The sequence below is a fragment of the Thioalkalivibrio sp. HK1 genome (assembly GCA_000583135.1).
Lineage (GTDB): Bacteria > Pseudomonadota > Gammaproteobacteria > HK1 > HK1 > HK1.
Genome location: JFBG01000030.1, coordinates 13,658 through 36,282, shown reverse-complemented (window position 1 = coordinate 36,282; position 22,625 = coordinate 13,658). Strand labels below are relative to the sequence as shown.

Sequence of the window (22,625 nt, the reverse complement as noted above, 5' to 3'; positions counted from 1 at the left end):
TCCCTCTTTGCGTCGTTCCCTTTTCCGCTCGAAGCAATCGATGGCCGATCGAGTCTCGCTTCGATCCCCGATGCCGCCTCGGTGAGCGACCCCTTCGATTGAAAGGCCTTCGAAAAAACGCATGAACGATCACGCCGATCCCGAAGAGGATCACAAGGAAAAAGGGGCGATGCCGATACCGTCGCCCTCGCTTGATTCGGGGGCATCGAAAAACCTCGACGCCATCGATCCGGAGCGAGGAAAGGCCGCGAATGTACTGGTGATCGCGGCCGCCTTGGTGGTGGTCATCGCGGGCCTTCGAACCGCAGGACCGATCATCATTCCCTTCCTGCTCTCGACCTTCATCGCCATCATCGGCACCCCGGCCTTGGCTTGGCTGGAACGCTTGGGGTTGCCGCGCTGGCTCGCGATGGTCGCGGTCATCGGCGCGATTATAGTGGCGGGGGCGATGATGATGGGGATCGTGGGCTCGGCGATCGCGGATTTCGGTCAAGACTTGCCGCAGTACAAAGAGCGCATCAATCAGCAAAGCGCCGCATTGGGCGCTTGGCTCGAGGGGCGGGGGATCACTTCGCCCTTCATCTCCCTTACCGATATTTTCAGACCGGAGTTGGCGATCGAACTCACCGCCGACCTCTTCAACGGGCTCGGGGCGCTGCTGACCAATGCCATGCTGATCTTCTTGACCGTGATCTTCATCCTCTTCGAGGCCTCGGTCTTTTCCATCAAATTCCACACCCTCGACAACGGCAATGGCCGCACCCTCGAGCGCTTCACGACCTTCAGTCAGAACGTCAAACGCTATCTGGTCATCAAGACCGCCACCAGCTTGCTGACCGGCGCCGCGATCTGGCTCTGGCTCTGGCTGCTGGGAGTCGACTATCCCGTGCTATGGGGGTTGCTCGCCTTCTTGCTCAACTATGTCCCCAATATCGGCTCGATCATCGCCGCGATACCGGCCTTGCTGCTTTGCCTGATCCAGCTCGGGCCGGGGACGACCCTGGTCGCCGTCGTCGGCTATCTGATCGTCAATATCGCCGTCGGGAGCCTGCTCGAACCGCGCTTGCTCGGGCGCGGATTGGGTCTTTCGCCCTTGGTGGTTTTTCTCTCGTTGGTATTTTGGGGTTGGGTACTCGGCCCGGTGGGCATGTTCTTGTCCGTGCCCCTGACCATCATGATCAAAATCGCCCTCGACTCCCGCCCGGATACCCATTGGATCGCCGTGCTGCTCGGATCGGAGGAGGATGCCGTGCAGCAATGGCAAGCCCGAAAGGGGCCCCAGGGCAATATCGAGACTTAGATTCTTCGAACGAAGGCGGCCGTAAAAACCCGTTTATTCGCCCGAAAAAAAACGATACCCTCGCTCGTCGGTCCGATCGGGCGTCGATCCCGCTTTGCGGTCGGACCGAAAACCATATCAGCGGCGGATCCGAGATGGCACTTTTAAGGCGGGGTTTGGTATGGCAGGCGGCCCCCGTCTTCGCCCTGACTCATGAAGGGCTCTGATCGAGACCCCGGCTCGAAATAACGATCCTCGATATGGCGATCCTCCAAGATCATCCAAGGATCGTGCCGTTGACTCCCCCGAGGATCGATATAGGGACCCAAAGGTGGCGGATATCCCCTCGGCGGTTCGTAACCGGTGGCCATCGAAGACGATGAAGCGGAGCCATGAAGATCCGACGTTCGACGAGGCTCCGGCACGGAGGCGACGGTATCCCCTGCCATGTCCCGATGGGAGGCGGGCGGCATCGATCCGTTATCGGCAAGGGACGAAGGCGAGGGTTCGACGAAGGCCGTTGCCGTTATCGGCTCCGGCTCCGACAACGCCCCGATCTCCGCCGATTCTTGCTGCGGTTGATCGCCGTGAAAAACGATGACCAAAAAACCCACGATAATCAAAGGCCCCCAAAGGGCCAAATAGCTGACGAGGCTTTTATTTTCCTCGACATTGGCCGGAGGTGGAGAAAGCGGGGATGCGCTTTGGGGAAACTCAGGACTCGATGATTCGGTAGCGGAAGTCTCATTCGCCTGCGAAGGCTCGGGGGGCGGGCCGGGGGTTTCGGTCGCCGAAGTCTCGTTCTCGGCATCGGCGCTGCGGGTCTTCGAGGGCTCGGCGGGGCTTTTCGCCGATGTCGATTCATCCGCGCTTTTCTTTCCGTCAGGGATATCGCGGCTTTTCTGCGCGCTCTTGGCGGATCCGGCTTGCGCGGCCCGCACTCGGGTTTTTGCGCTTGGGGTCGATGCCGCGCTCCGGCTTCGGGCACCCTTCGCATCGCTTTTCTTGGCCGATGAATCCTTCGCGGTCGATTTCCTCGCCGGGGCCTTCCGGTCATTCTCGACCTTTTTCTCGTCATCGGTCGCCGATGCGCTTTTTCTCGTCGCCATATCCGAGCCTCCTGTCTCATCGAATCGAGAAGGGAATATCGCAATGCTACCACTGCCTTGGCATCATGACGGCGGCGGCATCGGCGAACGAGGGTTCGGCGCCATCTTCGATACCCTCGCTTGCATCTTGCGCTCGCATCTCGGGACGGTCTTGGCGATCGCGATTCCCGATTGGCATCCCTCATCGGTGCATCGTCGGGTAGCGCCGACCCTCGCCCCCGATTTTGCCCTTTCGAGCGATGATCCCGATCGCTGCGATGCGGGCTTTCATCGAGAGGGGATCCGATCTTCGTCGATGGTGAGCGCGCGCCGATGACGGCGCCTCGATCCGATCGATCGAAGTGCCATATCGCGCCCTTCGATGGACCGAGCATCGAGGAAAAATCCCCCTCGTCCCTGCTCGTACCATCGATATTACTTGTTCGCAAGGAGAGTCTTTTTATCGCTCCTTATCGCTCGATTTTTTTCGCGGGATCTTTTTTTGGCACGATCCAAGAATCGAGATCGTTATGATCTCGGGCATGTCCGATGCCTCTCCTCGAATCCTCTTGATGTTGCGCGGCAAAAGCGTGCGCCTCGTTTCGCGTCGAGATCAGCGAATCGAGAGCCTGCGGGAAATCCATGCCGATATCGAAACTCCCCATGCATGTCGCTTCTACCTTGCGCAAACGACTCCTTTGAGCGAGGAATCGCTGTCAAGGCTTGCCCGACTCCTCGATGCCGACCCCGCACAAGCGATATGGAGCGAAGGCAAGAAGGACGAGCGCGGGGCTTCGTTCTTCGAAGACGATGCGCTGATCGTCGTTCCCCGCCCCGGTACGATCTCCCCGTGGTCGAGCAAGGTCTTGGATATCCTTCGGCTTTGCGGGATCGATGAGGTGCAGCGCATCGAACGCGGGATTGCATGGCGCTTCGCTCATCACAGCTCGCACCCTCGAGCGACCCCGCCGCCCTATCGCATTGCCGAACTCGGTCTGCTGCACGATCGGATGACCGAGGCGATCTTTTTGCCGGCTCCGAGCGAGGATGACGATGGGGCGATCGCATCGGCATCCGGATGGTCGATCTTCGAACCGAAGGCGATCTTCGCCCGTACCGAACCCCCGCCCCATCGAGGGATCGCCCTCGATCGAGAATCCCTCGAGGCTGCGGATTTGGCGCTCGGTCTCGGTCTGTCGGCATCGGAGCGCGATTATCTGCGTCGACGCTTCGGCGAAATCGAAAGGGATCCTTCCGATGCGGAGTTGATGATGTTCGCGCAGGTCAACTCCGAACACTGCCGCCACAAGATATTCAATGCCCGCTGGATCATCGACGGGGTCGTCGCCCCATCGACCCTCTTCGAGATGATCCGCAACACCCACGCCCTGAATCCCCAAGGGACGCTTTCGGCCTACCGCGACAACGCCGCGGTGATCGGCGGCCACGAGACGAAGTGGCTGGCTCCGCATCCGCAAAGCGGGCGCTACGAAACCAAGAACCGACGGATCGACCTCGTGATCAAAGCCGAAACCCATAACCACCCGACCGCGATCTCGCCCTTCCCCGGCGCTGCGACCGGGGTCGGCGGCGAAATCCGAGACGAGGCGGCAACCGGACGCGGCGGATGCAGCAAAGCGGGGTTGGCGGGGTATTCGGTTTCGCACCTGCGAATCCCGGATTTCGTGCAGCCTTGGGAAGGGCACCAAGAAAAGCCGGATCGAATCGCCTCGGCCTTGGACATCATGATCGATGCCCCCTTGGGAGCCGCCGCCTACGGCAATGAATTCGGGCGTCCGACTTTGGGGGGCTATTTTCGAACGCTGGGCATCGACGTTGCGACCGCAAAGGGCGAGGGCGAGTCCGGCAGCGACGACACCCCGTCTTTGCGCACCTACGGCTATCACAAGCCGATCATGATCGCCGGGGGCTCGGGGAATATCGATCGCGATCAGATCGAAAAACGCGAATTCGCCGCCGGAGCCCGGATCGTGGTTCTCGGCGGACCGGGGATGATGATCGGACTCGGGGGTGGAGCGGCCTCGTCGGCGACAGCCGCCGCAAGCGCCGGGGAAACTCGCGAGACGTTGGACTTCGCTTCGGTGCAGCGGGGCAATCCCGAGATGCAGCGGCGCTGCCAAGAGGTGATCGATGCCTGTCGGCGGCGGGGAGAGGCCAACCCCATCCTCTCGATCCACGATGTCGGAGCGGGCGGACTTTCGAATGCCCTTCCGGAGTTGGTGGCCGATGCCGGTTGCGGGGGGCATTTCGACTTGCGCGCCATCCCGAGCGCCGACCCTTCCCTATCACCTTTGGCGATCTGGTGCAATGAATCGCAGGAGCGTTATGTCCTTGCCATCGAATCCGATCGCCTCGACGAGTTCGCCGATCTATGCGCCCGCGAACGCTGCCCGTGGGCGGTGATCGGCGAGGCCTTCGCCGATGGCCGACTCGAAGTCCACGACAGCCTCTTTCGAAGCGATGTCGTTTCGATGCCGATCTCCTTGCTCTTGGGAGATCCGCCGCGGATGGAAAGAAATGTCGAGCGCATCGAGATCGTGCCCTCGTCCCTCGATCTATCCATCATCGATATCGAGCGGGCCTTCGAGCGAGTGCTGCGCATGCCGGCGGTGGCCGATAAATCCTTTCTCATCACCATCGGGGATCGCAGCGTCGGCGGGCTCGTCGCGCGGGATCCGATGGTCGGTCCTTGGCAGGTGCCGGTCGCCGATTGCGCCGTCTCCATCGGCGACTTCGAGGGCTTTCACGGCCAAGCCATGGCCATCGGAGAACGCGCCCCGGTCTCCCTTCTCGATGCCCGCGCCGCGGCCCGATTGGCGGTGGCGGAATCCCTGACCAATCTATTGAGCGCGGATGTGCCGGATATCGGTACGGTTGCGCTCTCGGCGAACTGGATGGCGGCTTGCGGCCATCCGGGGGAGGACGCCCGTCTTTTCGATGCGGTGGAGGCGGTGGCGATGGAGCTTTGTCCGAAACTGGGAATCGCGATTCCCGTCGGCAAGGACTCGCTCTCGATGCAGACCCGCTGGCAGGACCATGAGGGCAAGGAGCGAGCGGTGATCGCCCCGGTCTCGCTCGTCGTCTCCGCCTTCGCCCCGGTACGCGATATCCGCAAGAACCTCGTACCGATGGCGAGGCTCGATGCGGGCGAGACCCTCTTGGTGCTGGTCGATCTCGGCTTCGGAGCGCATCGCATCGGCGGATCGGCGCTGGCTTTGGCTTGGGGCCGAACCGCGATGCAAGCACCGGATATCGACCGCCCCGAGGCTCTGCCCGCTCTTTTTCGCGCGTTGGATCACCTGCGACGGGAGGGCTTGGCGCTGGCCTACCACGATCGTTCCGACGGGGGGCTCGCCACTTGCGCGCTGGAAATGGCCTTCGCCGGTCGGGCGGGATTCGAGCTCGATCTGACCCCGCTGCTGCCGGCTTCGATCGCACCGACAAAGCCGGATCCCTTGGCGCTGCTCTTTTGCGAGGAACCGGGGATCGTGCTCCAAGTGCGCAAAGACGATCTCGAAGGAGTGCTTCGCATCCTGCGATCCGAGCGGTCCTTGGGCGATTGCGTGCACCCGATCGGTCGCATCATCGACGAGGATCGATGCCTTTTCCGGCTCGGGGACGAAATCCTCTTTGCGAGTTCGCGCTCGAATCTTCATCGTCTGTGGTCGCAGACATCGCATCGAATGCGACGGCTCAGGGACGATCCCGAATGCGCCGACGAAGAATATGCGCGCATCGACGATCCCGACGAGCGGGGGCTGTGGGTCGATATCGATCCCCTGCCCGTCGACGATGACGATCTTGCACACATCGCCGAAGACGATCCCTGCGGGGTCGAACACGGCACCGGCGACCGAGATCGCCCCGCCCCCCCCTTGCTGCGATTGAAACCCAAGGTCGCGATCCTGCGCGAGCAAGGAACCAACGGCCATGTCGAAATGGCAGCGGCCTTCGATGCCGCCGGTTTCGATGCCTACGACGTGCATACCGGCGATCTCGCTTCCGGACGTATCCGCCTTGCGGAGTTCGAGGGGCTCGCCGCCTGCGGGGGATTTTCTTTCGGGGACGTTCTCGGAGCCGGGGCGGGATGGGCGGCTTCGATCCTTTTCGAGCCGCGCTGTCGAGAAGAGATGGAAGGGTTTTTTCGGCGCAAGGACAGCTTCGCCTTGGGGGTATGCAACGGCTGCCAGATGTTCGCCGCCTTGAAGGAGATCATCCCCGGAGCGGAAAACTGGCCTCATTTTGCGCCCAATCGCTCCGGGCGCTTCGAGGGTCGGCTGTCGATGGTTCGGATCGAGGCCTCGCCCTCGATCTTCCTCCAAGGCATGCAGGGTTGGCAATTGCCGGTGGTCGTTGCCCACGGCGAAGGGCGGGCGAGCGACGAGAACTTCGATCCCGAGGGGGGTTCGGTTTGTCTTCGCTATATCGATTCCACCGGCGAGGCGGCCAAGCGCTACCCCGCCAATCCCAATGGCTCGCAAGGAGGGGTGACGGGGCTTACCACCCGAGACGGAAGGGTGACGATCATGATGCCCCATCCGGAGCGCTGCATCCGCTCGGTGCAATTTTCCTGGCATCCACCGAATTGGCACGAGGAGGGTCCTTGGATGCGCATATTCCGCAATGCCCGACACCAGGTCGGTTGAGATTGGGCCCGTGAGCCTGCGGGACCTTGCACCCGAAGACCCGTAAAAGCGCTTCGTTTCGAAAAAATCGAGCCCTCCATCGGCTTTTCGGCGAACGAGGAATCCGTCGACGCTCGAGGGTCTTATGATCGATGATGGCAGGGTCGATCACACCAAACCCCATGATCTCTTGACCTTGCGCGCAAAAAAAACCATCCCCCGGATGTACCGGTAGGATGGATACTTGTAGGATGGAAAATCGGGCGATGAAAAGCAAGACTCGATCTCCCGTCTTGGCAAGATGATGCACAATCCGGTTTTATGCGATCATCAATGCTTTAATCTTTCAGTCCCTTTCGAGCCGATCCTTTAGGAGATGTGGCCATGCTCATCCGCAAACGCTCTTCGAACCCCGTCTTGCCCTCGGAAATCACCCCGCAGGCAGTTTTCGAAAGCCGCAGGAAATTCCTGCAAGGAAGCGCCTCCATCGCCGGGATCGCGGCGGGAACGGGGTTGGGATTGCTCGCCCCGGTTAGGGGCGAAGCGGCAATCGCCGTCGACCCGGAAGCGACGGGAAAGGATATCGAGAGCGTCGTCGAAAGCGCTTGGAGGGTCGATGAGGAGCTCAACTCCTGGTCCGATATCACCACCTACAATAACTTCTACGAATTCGGCACCGACAAAGGCGATCCTGCGCGCTATGCGGATGAATTCACGCCGCTCCCGTGGACCTTGGAGGTCGGGGGGGAGTGCGAAAAACCCGGTCGCATCGGCTATGAGGAGATCATCGCCCCCCACCGCATCGAAGAGCGTATCTACCGCCTTCGATGCGTGGAAGCATGGTCGATGGTCGTTCCTTGGGTCGGCATCTCCTTGGGCGATCTGCTGAATCGTTTCGCACCGACATCGAAAGCGAAATATGTCGCTTTTCGCACCGTTCATCGTCCCGAAGAGATGCGCGGGCAAAGAGGTGGATCCCTCTCCTGGCCCTATATCGAGGGGCTTCGTATCGATGAGGCGATGCATCCGATGACCCTGCTGGCCATCGGCATCTACGGCAAAATGATACCCAACCAAAACGGAGCTCCCATCCGGCTGGTGGTGCCTTGGAAATACGGATTCAAGAGCATCAAATCGATCGCCTCCATCGAATTCGTCGAAAAACAGCCCGATACCAGTTGGAATCTCGCCGCCTCTCGAGAATACGGCTTTTATTCCAACGTCAACCCCGAGGTCAACCATCCGCGTTGGAGTCAGGCGAGGGAAAGGCGTATCGGCGAATTCTTCAAACGCGATACCCTGATGTTCAACGGCTATGCCGAGGAAGTCGGCGCGCTCTATGCGGGCATGGACTTGGCGAAGAACTACTGATCCGCAAGAATCTTTGCGGATCGATCTCGGCGGCAATCAATCACCCACTCGATACCTCCGATCGATATCTCCGATGGAAAAGATCCCCGACACCGGCGCAAAGAGCCGCCCGGCATCGCCGATGCCATCGGTCGCGCAAAAGCGGGAGCGCTTCGTTTCACGGGCGAAGATCGTCGTCTTCGTGTTGGCGAGCCTTCCCTTCGCCGCCCTCCTGCTACGAGCCTTTCAGGGGGATTTGGGGGCCAATCCGGTGGAGGAGATCACCCACGTCACCGGCGAGTGGGCCTTGCGCCTTTTGATCGTGACCTTGATGATCACTCCTTTGCGCCACCTGATCGGAGCGGTCTGGCCGACCCGGCTACGACGAATGCTCGGACTATTCGCCTTTTTCTACTTGCTCATGCATTTTCTGACTTATGCGATATTGGACGCTTCGCTCGATCCCGCCTATATCGTTCAAGACGTGATCGACAGGCTTTATATCACCGCCGGTTTCGCCGCCTTCTTGATGCTCATCCCGCTGGCGATAACCTCCACCAATGCGATGGTGCGACGTATGGGTCCGGTGCGCTGGCGTCGATTGCATCGGCTGGCCTACCCGGCGGCGATCGCCGGAGCGCTGCACTTTCTATGGCTGGTCAAGGCCGATAAGGGCGAGCCGCTGATCTATGCCTCGATCCTCGCCCTTTTATTGGTGGCGCGGCTGCCACCTCTTTCGCGGCGGCTCCAAGCCTTGGGCAACCTCCGCAAGACACGCTTGGCCGCCCCGAAAGCGACGCCTTAGAAAGGGCGGGGAATCCTGTCGATACTCGATGGACGAGAGGACACGGGGGATGGCGAGAAAACATGCGATCGACGACAAAGATCGGGATTCATTCGCCCGAGCCATCGAGGGTGTGCGCCCTTTGGATGGGCGAGATGAATACGCAAAGCCTGCGCGCAAGCCCCCGGCACGCCCGAAGAAAAACATCCCGAACCCTGAGCGAAAGGACGATGATCATCCGATGCCCGCACTTGGGGCGCAGCGGGATCCGAGCCGGGATCGAAAAGGATTGTCTTTGTCGATGGCCCCTACCGAAAAAAGCCTGTTTTTCCAATGTCCGGGAGTACAAGACAAGAGGATGCAGCGTTTGAAGGCAGGGAGAATCCCCTACGAGGATCAAGTCAACCTACGCTATAAGCCGCTCGATGATGCCAAACAATCCTTGGAGCGCTTCATCGAGGACTCCTCGGCACTGGGAAAGCGCTGCGTGCTGGTGATCCATGGCAAAGGTCACGGCTCCGACGGTGGTCGATCGATCATCAAGGAAAATATCGGGAAATGGCTAAAACGCTCTCACAATGTGATGGCCTACTGCTCCGCACAACCCGGTGATGGCGACACCGGGGCTTTATATGTACTGCTCGGAAAATCCGGTGCCGCGCGCTAGTCTCGGCGCTCTTATGCGTCGAGCGTATCGAGATCAACCCTGAATGGATAGGCCATATCGCCGGGGATCAGCGAGTGGTCGATACCCTAAGCAGAACATACGAAGCCCCGGTACCGCCGTCCCTTATTTGGGCGAAACTGCTATCCAATACCGCATGGTGCCGATCGAGCCAGTTGCCGATATTCGCCTTGATCGTCGTTCTATTGTCGGGAGAACCGTGGCCCTTGCCATGGATCACCAACACGCAGCGCTTTCCTTTATAGAAGGCATCGTCGAGAAAGCGCATCAAGCGCCGTTCGGCTTCGAAGAGGGTCATTCCGTGTAGATCGATGGTGATGTCATCGGGAATCGATCCGGATCTGGATCGCTTGATCGACTTTCCATTGACCAATTCCCGTCTCGTCTTTTTCTGGATTCCGCTATTGCGCGGCATATCCTCGGCTGTGGGCGACAGGGGCGATCCTCTTGTCTTCGACGGCTTCGTTTTCGACCCGGGATCCCGCCTCGCCCTGAAAGCGGGCATCGGATCATCTTGGCCAGCACGCCTCGAATCCAAAATATGACGGACGGGCTTGCGCACCGGATCGATATATTCGCCTCGTCCCCCCAAAGGGCGCGTTCCTTCGACGGCCCGGGCGAAGGAATCTCGATCCTCGTCGTCGATCAAAGGCTTTTTCGCCATTGCGGTTTCAAATCAGGCTTTCTCGGGTGATCTCAAAAGCGGGCGAGAGAGAAAAACATCGCCGGCGACGGATCGATGGCCGGACTTGCGCTTTTATAAAAAACCGGTCAACGAATCATGTAGATCATCAACATCACGAAGGCGGCCACGGCCAAGATGGGCAAGATCGCCGCCGGCCAATCGCCCTTCCCCGCCTTCGGGGGATTTTTGAACCATCGCCTCAAACCGGGAACGAAGAAAAAGAGCAAGGCCAGAGCCGCCACCCCGGCCAAGAGTTTCTCCCAAAGCGGAATTTCCATCGCATCACCCTCCGGCGGGATCTCGATCGATCGCTTGCGAATCGATCAGTTCCAATAGATAGACCGCACTCCACAGCTTCCCGGTGACGTGAAGCCTACGCATCGCCGGATCCCAAGCAAGGCCGTTGGCGACATTGACTTCGCGATCACCTTCCATCTCGGCTTTGTCTCGCTCCCGCTCGGCCAAGGGAGCCAGATCCAACCAAGCCTTCACCTTGCCGTCGGCGGGATCGATTCGAACGACCCGATCCGAGAGCCAAATATTGGCATGGATCGCCCCGTCGAAGAACTCCAGCTCGTTGAGTCGCTCGATCGGCTGCGATCCCTGGCGCACCGGTAATTCGCGCACGATCTCGAAGGTCTCGGGATCGCGAAATTTCAGCGTCGCGCTGCCATCGCTCATCACCAAATGCCGGCCATCCCAAGCGAGCCCCCAACCCTCGCCTTCGTAGCGATGCTCCTTGATCAGAGAAAAATTATCGATATCCCGCACGAAAGCCCGGCCCGATGTCCATGTGAGCTGATACAGGGATCGATCGACGAGGGTCAGACCCTCGGCGAAGAGTCGATTGGATAGCCGGATTTGACGCACCACCCGCCCTTTGACCGGATCGATTTTGCGCAAGGTGGAGCCGCCGCGAAGGCCGGTGCTTTCGTAGACGAAACCATCGGCGAAGAGCAGGCCTTGGGTGAACGCCCGCTTATCGTGGGGGTACTTCGAGACGATGCGATATTCGATCCGGGCAATATCGTCGGTGATGCCCTCGTCGGCCACGGCGGGGCAAACGAGGCATATCCCCGACAAGACCGAAAGGGCGCACCATCGCATCCACCCTCGCCACCGAACGATCCCCGATGCGCGCTTTCGCATTCGGATCGAATCGTTCAAGGTGGAAGGGGAGTCGAAGAGCATGATCGAAGATCCGGATCGGCGAGAGATATCGCTATTCGTCGGTGACGCATCCGTAGGAGGCATCGGAAACGGTCTTGATGTACTTGTAGAGGGTTCCGCGGGATTCTTTGAATGCCGGCATCGCCCACGCCGCGCGGCGCCTTTGCATTTCATCGTCGTCGATATCGACGACGATCGAATTCTCTTGGGCGTCGATGACGATCCGATCGCCGTCTTCGACCAAGGCGATGGGCCCGCCCTCTTGCGCTTCGGGCACGATATGGCCGATGATGAATCCGTGCGACCCCCCGGAAAAGCGGCCATCGGTGATCAATGCCACATCGGAGCCGAGCCCGGCGCCCATCACCGCCGATGTCGGGGTCAGCATTTCCGGCATCCCCGGCCCGCCCTTGGGCCCCTCGTAGCGGATCACGATCACATCTCCTTTGGCGATATTCCCCTCCTCCAAGGCGCTTAGCATGTCTTCCTCGGCATCGAAGACCTTGGCCGGCCCCTCGAAGCGAAGGCCCTCCTTGCCGGTGATCTTGGCAACGGCGCCCCCGGGAGCGAGATTTCCGCGCAGGATCCGCAGATGACCGCTTTTCTTGATCGGCCGATCCAGCGGATAGACGATATCCTGCCCCTCGGTCAAGGGCGAAACCCGGGCGAGATTGTCGGCGACCGTCTCTCCCGTGCATGTCAAGGGACGGCCGTCGATCAATCCTTCGTCCAAAAGGTATTTCATGACCGCCGGCACCCCTCCGATGCGATGCAGATCTTCCATCACATAGCGGCCGCTGGGCTTGAGATCGGCGATGTAGGGGATGCGATCGCTGACGCACTGGAAGTCATCGATGGTCAAAGGGATATCCACGGCGCGGGCCATCGCTATCAGGTGCAATACCGCATTGGTGGACCCCCCCAAAGCCATCACCATCACCATCGCGTTCTCGAAGGCCTCTCGGGTCATGATATCTCGGGGCTTGATATCGTGCTCCATCAACGCCCGAACCGTTGCCCCGGCTCGCCGACACTCGTCGAGTTTGGCGGGATCCGTCGCCGGGGTCGAGGAACTAAATGGCAACGACATGCCCATGGCCTCGATGGCGGTGGCCATGGTGTTGGCGGTATACATCCCGCCGCAGGCTCCCGGACCCGGACAGGCCTTGCGCACGATCTCCGCCCGTTCCTCCTCGTCGATGCTCCCGGCCAAGTATTGGCCATAACTTTGAAAGGCATTGACGATATCCACGACCTGTCCTTTGGCGGTGCGACCGGCGCGGATGGTGCCCCCGTAAACCATGATCGAAGGGCGATTGACACGACCCATCGCCATCAAACAGCCGGGCATGTTCTTGTCGCAGCCGGGGATGGTGACCAGACCGTCGTACCACTGGCCACGGGTGACGGTCTCGATGGAATCGGCGATCAGATCGCGCGATTGCAGGGAAAAGGACATCCCCTCGGTGCCCATCGACATGCCATCGGAGACTCCGACGGTGTTGAAGCGCATGCCCTTGATCCCGACCTCCTCCACCCCCTCCTTCACCTTTTGCGCCAAATCGAGCAAGTGCATATTGCAGTTATTCCCCTCGTACCAGATGCTGGCGATGCCGATCTGGGCCTTTTCCAAATCCGCTTCGGAAAAGCCGGTGGCCAGGAGCTGGGCTTGAGAGGCCCCTTGGGATTTGGGGCGGGTGATGCGAGCGCTGAAACGATTGATCGATTTCGTGGTCGAATCTTGCATGGTGCGGATTCTCCGTTGCAGGGGATTGGAAGGCATGACCCAAGGCACCGAAAAATCGCTTCGCCTATCGATGCCTGTCGAATGTCCAAGGGACCGGGATCTCGCTTTTCGACGGATCGTTCGAGATCGCAAAAAAAGCAAAAGAGACCGACGCCCTCGCGCCGATTGCCCTATTATTGCCGCTTTGATCCTTGGGGTATTTTCCCGGGTATTTTTGACCTCTTTTGCGCATATCGAGCAATCGAATCGAGTCATCCATGTCAGATGCGGACCGACAAGGGATCGCCCCGGTGATCACTCCGGTGATCGGCATTATCGCCTGTCGCCATGAATCCGACCGGCGCATGTACCAAGCGGTACAGGAGAAATACATCTCGGCCGTCAATGTGGGGATGAATGCGATCCCCTTGCTTTTTCCGTGTATCGGAAATCGGATCGTCGACAGTCCCTTGCTCGAGATGCTTGATGGGGTGCTTTTCACCGGCAGCCTCTCCAATGTCCACCCCCGTCATTACGGCCCCGGCGTCGATTCTCTCGATACCTTGCACGATACCCATCGGGATGAAACCGCCCTGCCTTTGATCCGCCGGGCCGTCGAGAAGGGAGTGCCGTTGCTTGCGATCTGCCGCGGATTTCAGGAGGTGAATGTCGCCTTCGGGGGCAGCCTCGATCGGCGGGTGCACGAGCGACCGGGCGGCATCGACCATCATCCGGATGAAAATGCGAGCATCGATGAACAATACGCCCCCGCGCACCGGATCATGTTGACGGAAAACGGTCTTCTCCACCGATTGTTCGAGACCTGCGAAATCGAAGTCAATTCCCTCCACCACCAAGGAATCGATCGTCTTGCCCCGGATCTGATCGTCGAGGCCACCGCCCCCGATGGCTTGATCGAGGCGGTGCGGATCGAGGGAGCGCCGGCCTTCGCTTTGGCGGTGCAATGGCATCCGGAATGGCGGGCCATCGAGGATAGGGCCTCGAAGATCATCTTCGAAGCCTTTGCGCAAGCGGCAAGGCAGGCGAACGAGCGCCGAAAGGGAGGTGGAGTGCGAAACCGAAATATCGTTCGAAGCACCGAAGCGGCAACGGCGGCAATGAAAAGCGAGATCGAGACAAGCGATGTTCGCGATGCCATGGATCCCGTGCCCGCCGAATCTCACTCTTTTTCAGGCGCTTCGCCGAGGCCGATGCCGTGAACGAATCCATCGAGCAGTGGTGCGCCAAGCGCTCGATCTTGGAGATCGAAGCCCTGATGCCAGATATGGCCGGGGTCGCACGGGGCAAGGTGATGCCCCGCAATCGTTATTGTCACGATCTCGGACTCAACCTCCCCGAGGCCCTGATCCTGCAAACCGTCTCCGGCGATTATCCCGAGGATTGGAGCGCCGTCGATCCATCGGATCGGGATATGGTGCTAAGGCCCGACGAAAGCACGATCCGACTCGTTCCGTGGGCGACGGAGCCCACGGCCCAAATCATCCACGATTGCTTCCATGCCGACGGCACCCCGGTGGAAACCACTTCCCGTTATGTACTGCGTCGGGTGCTCGATCTCTACCGCGAGCATGGCTGGCAACCGATCGTGGCCCCCGAACTCGAGTTCTACCTCGTCAAACGCAACGAAGACGCCGATTATCCCTTGGAGCCCCCGGTCGGTCGCTCGGGGCAGGTCGAGCGCGGCCGCCAATCCTTCGGGATCGACATCCTCAACGAATACGATCCCTTGGTCGATGATATCTACAACTTCTGCGAAAAACAGGAGATCGAACTCGGTACTTTGAGCCACGAAACCGGGGTGGCGCAGCTCGAGATCAACCTCTCCCACGGCGATCCGCTCTTGCTGGCGGATCAGGCCTTCGTTTTCAAACGCACGGTGCGCGAGGCGGCCAGACGTCACGGGATATGCGCCACTTTCATGGCCAAACCCATGGAGCGAGAGCCGGGCAGTGCCATGCATCTCCACCAAAGCGTGGTGGATATCGCCACCGGCGAAAATGTCTTCGCCACCGAGGACGGAGCCAAGACCCGTCTTTTCCATAGCCATATCGGGGGTTTGCAAAATTATCTGCCGGCGGCGATGTCCTTCCTTGCACCGAATGTGAACTCCTATCGCCGGATCACCAAATACTTCGCAGCCCCGATCAACCTTCAATGGGGGATCGACAATCGCACCGCGGGGTTGCGGGTGCCGCTGGCGAAGAGCGTTTCGACCCGGGTCGAGAACCGAGTGGCCGGAGCCGACGCCAATCCCTATCTCGCCATCGCGGCCTCGCTGGCCTGCGGGCTGCTCGGGATGATCGAAGAACGGCAACCGACGGCCGCCATCGAAGGCAGTGCCTATAAAATGCCTTATGGTCTACCCTTGAGCCTCGCCGAATCCTTGCGCTTGCTCGGCGAATGCCCGCCCTTGACCTCGATGCTCGGCGAACGCTTCGTTCATGCTTGGAATGCGGTCAAGGAATGCGAGCTGCATACTTTCTCGCAAGTCATCAGCTCTTGGGAGCGGGAATTTCTGCTGCGCAATGTCTAAAATCCGCCGAATCGGACAAGTCATGCAACGATCCCGACCTTGACCATCCGCCAAATCGCCATGACCTCCCCGCACCATCGACGAATAACGCACCCGGAGAAAAACGATGATGAAAACCAGATACGGATATCGCCCCTCCCGCCGCCGCTTTCTCGCCGGAGTGGGCGCAACTGCCGCCGCCGGGCTCACCCTGCCGAAGTTCGGGTGGGCGGCCGAGGAGCCGAAGCTCAATTTCTATAACTGGGATACCTATATCGGCGAGACCACCCTCGATGATTTCAAGAAAGCGTCGGGGATCGAGGTCAAGATGGATCTCTTCGCCGATAACGACGAACTCTTCGCCAAACTCAAAGAGGGGAATCCGGGATACGATTTGATCGTCCCCACGAACGACTATGTGGAGCGGATGATCAGCGAGGATATGCTCGTGGAGATCGACCACTCGAAGATCTCCAATCTGGCCAATATCGAAGATGTTTTCATGAAAGCCGTCTTCGATCCCGGCCGCCGCTACAGCCTGCCTTATATGTGGGGCACGATCGGAATCGGCTATCGGAAATCGGCGCTCGCCAATCCGCCGACGAGTTGGAGGAGCCTTTACGATTCCGACGAGTTCTCCGGGCGCATCGCCTTGCTCGCAGATAGCGGAGTGGTGATCGGGATCGGGCTCAAATATCTCGGCTACTCGTTCAATGATGCCGATCCGGCGCATATCAAGGAGGTCGAAGCGCTCCTGATCCGCCAAAAAGGGCATATCAAGACCTTCGCCGAGGATAACGGGCAGGATCTGCTCGCCTCGGGCGAGGTCGATCTCACCATGGAGTGGAACGGCGATATCTTGCAGGTGATGGACGAGGATGACGATATCGGCTATTCGGTGCCCGAAGAGGGCGGGCTGCTATGGGAGGATACGCTGGCCATCCCCACCGGAGCCCCGCATCCCGAAAACGCCCACCGCTTCATCGACTATATCCTCGACGCCCAAGTGGGGGCCTCCATCGCCGAGTTCATCTATTACGCCACTCCGAACAAGGCGGCGAAACAATATCTGCCGGCGGATTATCTGGAAAACCCCGCCATCTTCCCGCCGCCCGAAACGGTCGAGAAATCGGAGACCGCGATCTATCTGGGCGAGGAGCGCCAACGCTTGATCGACGAGGCATGGACACGCATCAATGCCGCTTGATCGAAAAGCGTCCGGTCCGCGAAGATCCCGGGGCCTCGATACAAGGCCCCGGGGATCGGGATCGGCGAGATTCGAATTGCCCTCGCCTCGGCGCAGATTCGCTCCTTCATGGAGGTATCGGGTTATCCATATAAGACGATGGCAGGCCTAGCGCCATGCATAGGTCGACGAGTTTTTGGACGTTTTTCCTACCCCCGTCGTTATGGCTGGCGCTCTTTTTTCTTGCCCCTTTGGCTCTCGTTTTCGGCTTTAGCTTCGCAGAGAAACGCGGGCTGATCGATATCGTCATCACCGGCACCCTCGATAACTATCTACGCGCACTGGATCCGCTTTATCTTCGTATCTTCGTCAAATCCTTCTGGTTTGCGGGACTGACGACCTTGATCTGCTTGATCATGGCCTTTCCCATCGCCCTGATCATCGCTTTCTCCTCCGCCAAATGGAAGCCGATTCTGCTGTTGCTGGTCATCCTTCCCTTTTGGACCAATCTGCTGATCCGTACCTACGCCTTGATCGCGGTGCTGCGCACCCGAGGCTACGTCAATTTCAGCGCCGAGTGGCTATGGGAAAAGGCGAATGCGGGGCTGAACCTGTTGGGGCTCGGGGACTATCAGCTATTGGGGGAACGCTTCGTTCCTTTCGAACTGCTGTACAACAATACCGCCGTGGTCTTCGGGCTGGTCTATGTGCACCTGCCCTTCATGGTCCTACCGCTTTATGCCGCCCTCGATCGAATGGATCGCTCCTATATCGAGGCCAGCCTCGACTTGGGCGCAGGTCAATTGCGCACCTTCTTTTCGGTGGTGATGCCCTTGGCCCTGCCGGGGATCATCTCCGGCATCATCATCACTTTCATTCCCGCCTTGGGCTCCTTTCTCACCCCGGATCTTTTGGGGGGCACCGACAGCCAGATGATCGCCAATGTGATCGAGCGTCAGTTCAAATCCGCCAATGACTGGCCTTTCGGGGCGGCGCTCTCCTTCATCTTGATGTACATCACCTTTTTCGCACTGGCGGTGCGGGCCTTGGCCGACAAGGGCAATCGAGGCTCGGGCTCGACGCCGGCATGAAGAAACTCGGGCAAAGGGCTAAGAGCCCCTTGGAATACGGGCGCTCGGCATGGCTACGGCTGATGCTTCTTGCAACCTTCGTCTTTCTCTATGCCCCGATCATCACCTTGGTCGCCTATAGCTTCAACGATAGCCGGCGCAATATCGTTTGGCGGGGCTTCACCCTCAAATACTACGAGAAGGCTTGGAATAACGAGGGACTGATCGAGGCCTTCGTCAACTCGCTGACCATCGCCTTTGCCTGCACCCTCGTTGCCACCGTGATCGGAACCATGGCCGCCATCGCCCTGTGGCGATTCCCCTTCCCCTTTCGCCGCGCCGCGGATGCGACCTTCGCCTTGCCCATCGTCATCCCCGAAATCTGCATGGGGGTGGCGATGCTCGCCTTTTTCAGCCGCATCGGCTGGCCGACGGATTTGATCTGGCCTTTCAATCTGGGGGCGATCACCATCGCGCATATCTCTTTCAGTTTCCCCTTCGTGGCGGTGGTGGTCAGGGCTCGGCTTGCGAGCTTCAACCGCGAACTCGACGAGGCGGCCCACGATCTCGGGGCCTCGCCGTGGCAACGCTTTCAAGATATCCTCTTACCGCACTTGCGCCCGGCATTGATCGCCGGGGCCCTGCTTGCATTCACCCTGTCTTTGGATGATTTCGTCATCACCTTTTTTACCTCGGGGCCGAATACGGTGACCTTCCCGGTCAAGGTCTATTCGATGGTTCGATTTTCGGTGACCCCGGAGGTCAATGCCGCTTCCACCTTGCTGATCGTCATCACCCTGGTCTTGACCAGCATCGCACTGTGGCTGCAAAACCGAGGCAACGAAAGGCATCCCGGATAAAAAGGTATAAAAAAGCGCGAAAAGTGCGAAAGAAGTGCAAAAAAACCGTCTCGCTCTTCGATGCGGGATCCTCGACGATATAACGGCGGACGATCGAACCCCTTTCGAGAACAGCTCATGAACGATCGAAACAGCGAATCACCCATCATCGAGATCCGGGGGGCGACCCGACATTTCGGCGGGGCGTGGCCTGCGGTCGACAATATCGATCTGGATATCGCGGAAGGGGAATTTTTCGCTCTGCTCGGTCCTTCGGGATGCGGAAAAACCACCTTGCTGAGGATGATCGCCGGTTTCGAAAATCCGAACGAAGGGACGATCCGCATCGACGGGGTCGATGTCGCCGGGCTTGCGCCGAACAGGCGGCCCGTCAATATGGTCTTCCAATCTTATGCCGTCTTCCCCTTCATGAGCGTATTCGACAATATCGCCTATGGCTTGAAGGTATCGAAAGTTCCTGTCTCGCAAAGGCGCAAGCGGGTGGAGGAGGCACTGGCCTTGGTGCGCCTCGATGGCTTGGGGCAGCGGATGCCGGATCAGATTTCGGGGGGGCAAAGACAGCGGGTCGCCTTGGCCCGAGCCCTCGTGAAAAGACCTCGGGTGCTGTTGCTCGACGAACCGCTCTCGGCCCTCGACGCCAAATTGCGCGAGACCATGCAGATGGAGCTCGTTAGCCTGCAAAAAAAAGTGGGCATCACCTTCGTCCTCGTCACCCACGATCAGGACGAGGCCCTTTCGATGGCGGATAGAATCGCGATCATGGACCGGGGAAGGGTGCGGCAAATCGCGGATCCGACCACCATCTACGAATCCCCCACCTCTCGTTTCGTGGCCGAATTCATCGGCAAGGTGAATCTCTTCGATGCGGTGGTCAAAGAGGTCCTCGATGCGGAAGATCGGATCGTTTTCGAGGTCGAGGGGCTCGGGGAACTAAGGCTCCCCCGCTCGCGCACCGCCGGTAGCCCGATGCCGGCGGCATCGACCGCCTTGGCGATACGACCGGAAAAGATTCGTCTGAGCGCCGAGCGGCCGGCGGATCCGATCGCATTCGAGGCGAGATTGGAGGGTTTTGCCTATCATGGCAGCCAAAGCCATCTGCATTTGATTACCGAGGGCGGTGGACGGCTTTCGGTGACATCGGTCAACAGCAAACGCAAACCTTGCGAAAGCGAGCGAGGAAAGCGATGTTTTATCAGCTGGGATTTCGATGACACCCTGATTTTGAACGAGTGATATCGATCATCCTTGCAATACCCGCTACGATACTCCTTCGACCTTCGCCCATACCCCCCGCCCCCTTGCGCTGAATATCCTTTTCTTTTCGATCGATCGTGAACCCTCCGCCATCCCCTGCCGACGCCTCGGCTTTTTTATACTGGATCCGCCAGGCCGCTCCCTATATCAGCAGCCACCGCGGGAAGATTTTCGTGGTCGCCATCCCCGGGGCGATGGTCGATCACGATCGCTTTCGCGAGATCGCCCGCGATTTGGCGATCCTGCACAGTCTCGGCATCGACCTCGTCGTGGTGCACGGACTGCGCCGTCAAATCGATCGGCAACTGATAGCGAAGGGACATCGCCCTCGCTATTTGCACGGAGTGCGGATCACCGACGATCACGCCTTGGCTGCAACCCGAGAAGCCGCAGGGTCGATCAGAATGGCGATCGAATCCAAACTATCGAGCGGGATTGCCAATACCCCGATTCCGGCCGGGATGCGGGTGCGGGTTTCTTCCGGGAATTTCATCACCGCTCGACCCTTGGGCATCCATGAGGGGGTGGATTTCAAAAATAGCGGGGAGGTCAGGCGGATCGATGTCGAGGCCATTCGGCAGCAGCTCGCAGGCGGAGCCATCGTCCTCGTCTCTCCTTTGGGCTATTCGCCCACCGGCCATGTCTTTTGTTTGGAAAGCCGCCAAGTGGCCACCTCGGTGGCCATCGAAACGAATGCCGCCAAACTCGTTTTTCTCAACGACGATCCCTTGCTCGAGGATGCGCAAGGCCGGGTCTTGCGCGAGATCACCTTGGACGAAGCGAAAGAGCTGGCTCGGATCCGTTCACAGAGGACATCGCAATCCCCCGAGTGCTCGGGTATCGCTTCGCGCCTGCAACACGCCATCGAAGCCTGTCGCCGAGGCGTGCAACGGGTGCATCTGGTCAATCCTCGTATCGACGGCGCGCTGCTGTTGGAGCTGCTCACGCGCGACGGCATCGGCACCATGATCAATGCCGACAACTACGACTCGATTCGGCAAGCGACCATCGACGATGTCGGCGGAATCCTGGACCTCATCCGTCCGCTGGAGGATTCCGGGGTATTGGTCAAACGCGCCCGCGAGAAGATAGAAACCGAGATCCCCCGCTTCAATATCATCGAACGCGACGGGACGGTCATCGGCTGCGCTGCGATCTACCCCTACCCCGAAGAGGCGCTGGCGGAACTCGCCTGCCTTGCGGTGCACGACGCCTATCGCCGCAACCGCAACGGGGAGCGCCTGTTGGCGCTGGTCGAAAAGAAAGCCAAGCGCGCAGGCGCGACGCGGATCTTCGTTCTTACCACCCGGACCGGACAATGGTTCGAAGAACGCGGTTTCGTCGAAAGCGATCGATCCTCCCTCCCCCGAGAAAAACAATCCCTTTATAACGATCAGCGGGGATCGAGGGTATTGATCAAGGATCTTTGAGAGGATTCGAACCGCCGACTCAAGCGAGAGCGAGTTCGCGCTCGATCGCTTCGAGGGCCATCATCGGATCCGAAGCGGCGGTGATCGGCCGACCGATGACCAGATAATCGGCTCCGGCTCGGCGCGCCGCCATCGGAGTCATCACCCGACGCTGATCGTCGACGGCCAAGGCGGATAGCGATGATTCAGGTCGCACCCCGGGAACGACCCGTAGAAAGTCCGAGCGGAATCCCTCTTGCAAACGAGCGATATCGCCACCGGAGCAGACCACCCCGTCGAGCCCGCAATTTTGGGCGAGGGATGCAAGTCTTCGTACTTGCAGATCCGGCTCGGCATCGATGCCGACCGACCTCAGATCCTCTCGCGCCATACTGGTAAGCACCGTCACCCCGATCAACAAGGGGGCGGGGTTCGAATCCCCGCCTCTATCGGCATCGAGGGCATCTCGAGCGGCCTCCATAGCCCGTCGACCGGCTGCGGCATGAAGGTTGATCATCCACACCCCGAGGGCGGCGGCGGCGCGACAAGCCCCGGCGACGGTATTCGGAATATCGTGGAATTTGAGATCGAGAAAAATCTCGAAGCCGAGCCGATGCAAGCGCTCGATCACCTGCGGACCGGCGGCGGTGAAGAGCTCCTTGCCGACCTTGATCCGACAACGGGCCGGATCGAGCCTGGCCGCCAAGTCCAGCGCTTGGGATGACGACGGGAAATCGAGGGCGGCGATGAGGCGCGGCTCGACCCTCCTTTGCCCATCGTTCAAGCGATGATGACGGGGATCAAGGCGATGGCGTGGCTCGGACATGGGTGCGGATAGGCTCGGATATGGCTTGGCCGGGCATGCTCGGGGCTAGGATCGAATCCGAAACGGGGACAAAG

19 protein-coding genes are annotated in these 22,625 nt (G+C 59.7%); 13 read left to right on the top strand and 6 right to left on the bottom strand.

Translation table 11 applies throughout. The annotated features are described in order from the left end of the window. Positions 1 to 121: 121 nt before the first annotated feature. Positions 122 to 1,300, top strand: a complete 1,179-nt coding sequence (locus tag BF99_RS0109340) for an AI-2E family transporter (RefSeq protein WP_025770650.1) — start codon at positions 122 to 124, stop codon at positions 1,298 to 1,300. Between the two features lie 143 nt (positions 1,301 to 1,443). Here the strand turns inward: BF99_RS0109340 and BF99_RS0109330 are convergent, their stop codons facing one another. Beyond that, positions 1,444 to 2,388 (bottom strand): hypothetical protein, encoded by a 945-nt coding sequence (locus tag BF99_RS0109330; protein ID WP_025770649.1) that lies wholly within the window; start codon positions 2,386 to 2,388, stop codon positions 1,444 to 1,446. 43 nt (positions 2,389 to 2,431) lie between these two features. Here BF99_RS0109330 and BF99_RS0109325 point away from each other — a divergent pair, with 43 nt between their 5' ends. The 5 genes from BF99_RS0109325 to BF99_RS21950 all read left to right on the top strand — a co-directional run bounded on the left by BF99_RS0109325 (position 2,432) and on the right by BF99_RS21950 (position 9,814). Beyond that, a complete protein-coding gene (locus BF99_RS0109325; RefSeq protein WP_025770648.1) occupies positions 2,432 to 2,704 on the top strand; it encodes a hypothetical protein in 273 nt (90 codons plus the stop codon). A gap of 193 nt (positions 2,705 to 2,897) precedes the next feature. After that, entirely contained in the window at positions 2,898 to 7,034 is a 4,137-nt protein-coding gene (gene purL, locus BF99_RS0109320; RefSeq protein ID WP_231471355.1) for a phosphoribosylformylglycinamidine synthase, read from the top strand. Positions 7,035 to 7,397: 363 nt separating this feature from the next. After that, positions 7,398 to 8,384, top strand: coding sequence for a protein-methionine-sulfoxide reductase catalytic subunit MsrP (gene msrP / locus BF99_RS0109310; RefSeq protein ID WP_025770646.1), 987 nt, complete (start codon positions 7,398 to 7,400; stop codon positions 8,382 to 8,384). A gap of 73 nt (positions 8,385 to 8,457) precedes the next feature. Beyond that, complete coding sequence (locus BF99_RS0109305; RefSeq protein WP_231471353.1) at positions 8,458 to 9,168, top strand: sulfite oxidase heme-binding subunit YedZ; 711 nt, start codon at positions 8,458 to 8,460, stop codon at positions 9,166 to 9,168. Between the two features lie 49 nt (positions 9,169 to 9,217). After that, on the top strand, positions 9,218 to 9,814 hold the full coding sequence (locus tag BF99_RS21950; protein WP_025770644.1) for a Smr/MutS family protein: 597 nt from the start codon (positions 9,218 to 9,220) through the stop codon (positions 9,812 to 9,814). Positions 9,815 to 9,881: 67 nt separating this feature from the next. Here BF99_RS21950 and BF99_RS22455 read toward each other — a convergent pair whose 3' ends face one another. From BF99_RS22455 to ilvD, 4 genes are all read right to left on the bottom strand, one after another. Next, positions 9,882 to 10,496 carry a Smr/MutS family protein gene (locus BF99_RS22455; protein ID WP_025770643.1) on the bottom strand — a complete coding sequence of 205 codons (615 nt, stop codon included), beginning with the start codon at positions 10,494 to 10,496 and terminating at the stop codon, positions 9,882 to 9,884. Between the two features lie 107 nt (positions 10,497 to 10,603). Continuing rightward, on the bottom strand, positions 10,604 to 10,795 hold the full coding sequence (locus BF99_RS0109290; protein ID WP_038097898.1) for a hypothetical protein: 192 nt from the start codon (positions 10,793 to 10,795) through the stop codon (positions 10,604 to 10,606). A 4-nt stretch (positions 10,796 to 10,799) separates the two neighbouring features. Then, positions 10,800 to 11,708 carry a glutaminyl-peptide cyclotransferase gene (locus BF99_RS0109285; protein WP_051482853.1) on the bottom strand — a complete coding sequence of 303 codons (909 nt, stop codon included), beginning with the start codon at positions 11,706 to 11,708 and terminating at the stop codon, positions 10,800 to 10,802. 31 nt (positions 11,709 to 11,739) lie between these two features. After that, positions 11,740 to 13,434, bottom strand: a complete 1,695-nt coding sequence (ilvD, locus tag BF99_RS0109280; RefSeq protein ID WP_038097912.1) for a dihydroxy-acid dehydratase — start codon at positions 13,432 to 13,434, stop codon at positions 11,740 to 11,742. Between the two features lie 257 nt (positions 13,435 to 13,691). Here ilvD and BF99_RS20605 point away from each other — a divergent pair, with 257 nt between their 5' ends. The 7 genes from BF99_RS20605 to argA all read left to right on the top strand — a co-directional run bounded on the left by BF99_RS20605 (position 13,692) and on the right by argA (position 21,746). Beyond that, positions 13,692 to 14,633, top strand: coding sequence for a gamma-glutamyl-gamma-aminobutyrate hydrolase family protein (locus BF99_RS20605; RefSeq protein WP_081759190.1), 942 nt, complete (start codon positions 13,692 to 13,694; stop codon positions 14,631 to 14,633). Beyond that, positions 14,630 to 15,967 carry a glutamine synthetase family protein gene (locus BF99_RS0109265; RefSeq protein WP_025770637.1) on the top strand — a complete coding sequence of 446 codons (1,338 nt, stop codon included), beginning with the start codon at positions 14,630 to 14,632 and terminating at the stop codon, positions 15,965 to 15,967. The genes BF99_RS20605 and BF99_RS0109265 overlap by 4 nt, the downstream gene beginning before the upstream one ends. Positions 15,968 to 16,073: 106 nt before the next feature. After that, positions 16,074 to 17,153, top strand: coding sequence for a polyamine ABC transporter substrate-binding protein (locus BF99_RS0109260; RefSeq protein ID WP_038097896.1), 1,080 nt, complete (start codon positions 16,074 to 16,076; stop codon positions 17,151 to 17,153). A gap of 155 nt (positions 17,154 to 17,308) precedes the next feature. Next, on the top strand, positions 17,309 to 18,223 hold the full coding sequence (locus BF99_RS0109250) for an ABC transporter permease (RefSeq protein WP_025770635.1): 915 nt from the start codon (positions 17,309 to 17,311) through the stop codon (positions 18,221 to 18,223). Further along, positions 18,220 to 19,062, top strand: a complete 843-nt coding sequence (locus tag BF99_RS0109245; RefSeq protein WP_025770634.1) for an ABC transporter permease — start codon at positions 18,220 to 18,222, stop codon at positions 19,060 to 19,062. Before BF99_RS0109250 ends, BF99_RS0109245 begins: the two co-directional genes overlap by 4 nt. A gap of 117 nt (positions 19,063 to 19,179) precedes the next feature. Continuing rightward, complete coding sequence (locus BF99_RS0109240; protein WP_025770633.1) at positions 19,180 to 20,295, top strand: ABC transporter ATP-binding protein; 1,116 nt, start codon at positions 19,180 to 19,182, stop codon at positions 20,293 to 20,295. A gap of 98 nt (positions 20,296 to 20,393) precedes the next feature. Further along, positions 20,394 to 21,746, top strand: a complete 1,353-nt coding sequence (gene argA / locus BF99_RS0109235; RefSeq protein ID WP_025770632.1) for an amino-acid N-acetyltransferase — start codon at positions 20,394 to 20,396, stop codon at positions 21,744 to 21,746. Between the two features lie 19 nt (positions 21,747 to 21,765). Here the strand turns inward: argA and pyrF are convergent, their stop codons facing one another. Continuing rightward, complete coding sequence (pyrF, locus tag BF99_RS0109230; RefSeq protein ID WP_025770631.1) at positions 21,766 to 22,551, bottom strand: orotidine-5'-phosphate decarboxylase; 786 nt, start codon at positions 22,549 to 22,551, stop codon at positions 21,766 to 21,768. Positions 22,552 to 22,625 lie beyond the last annotated feature (74 nt).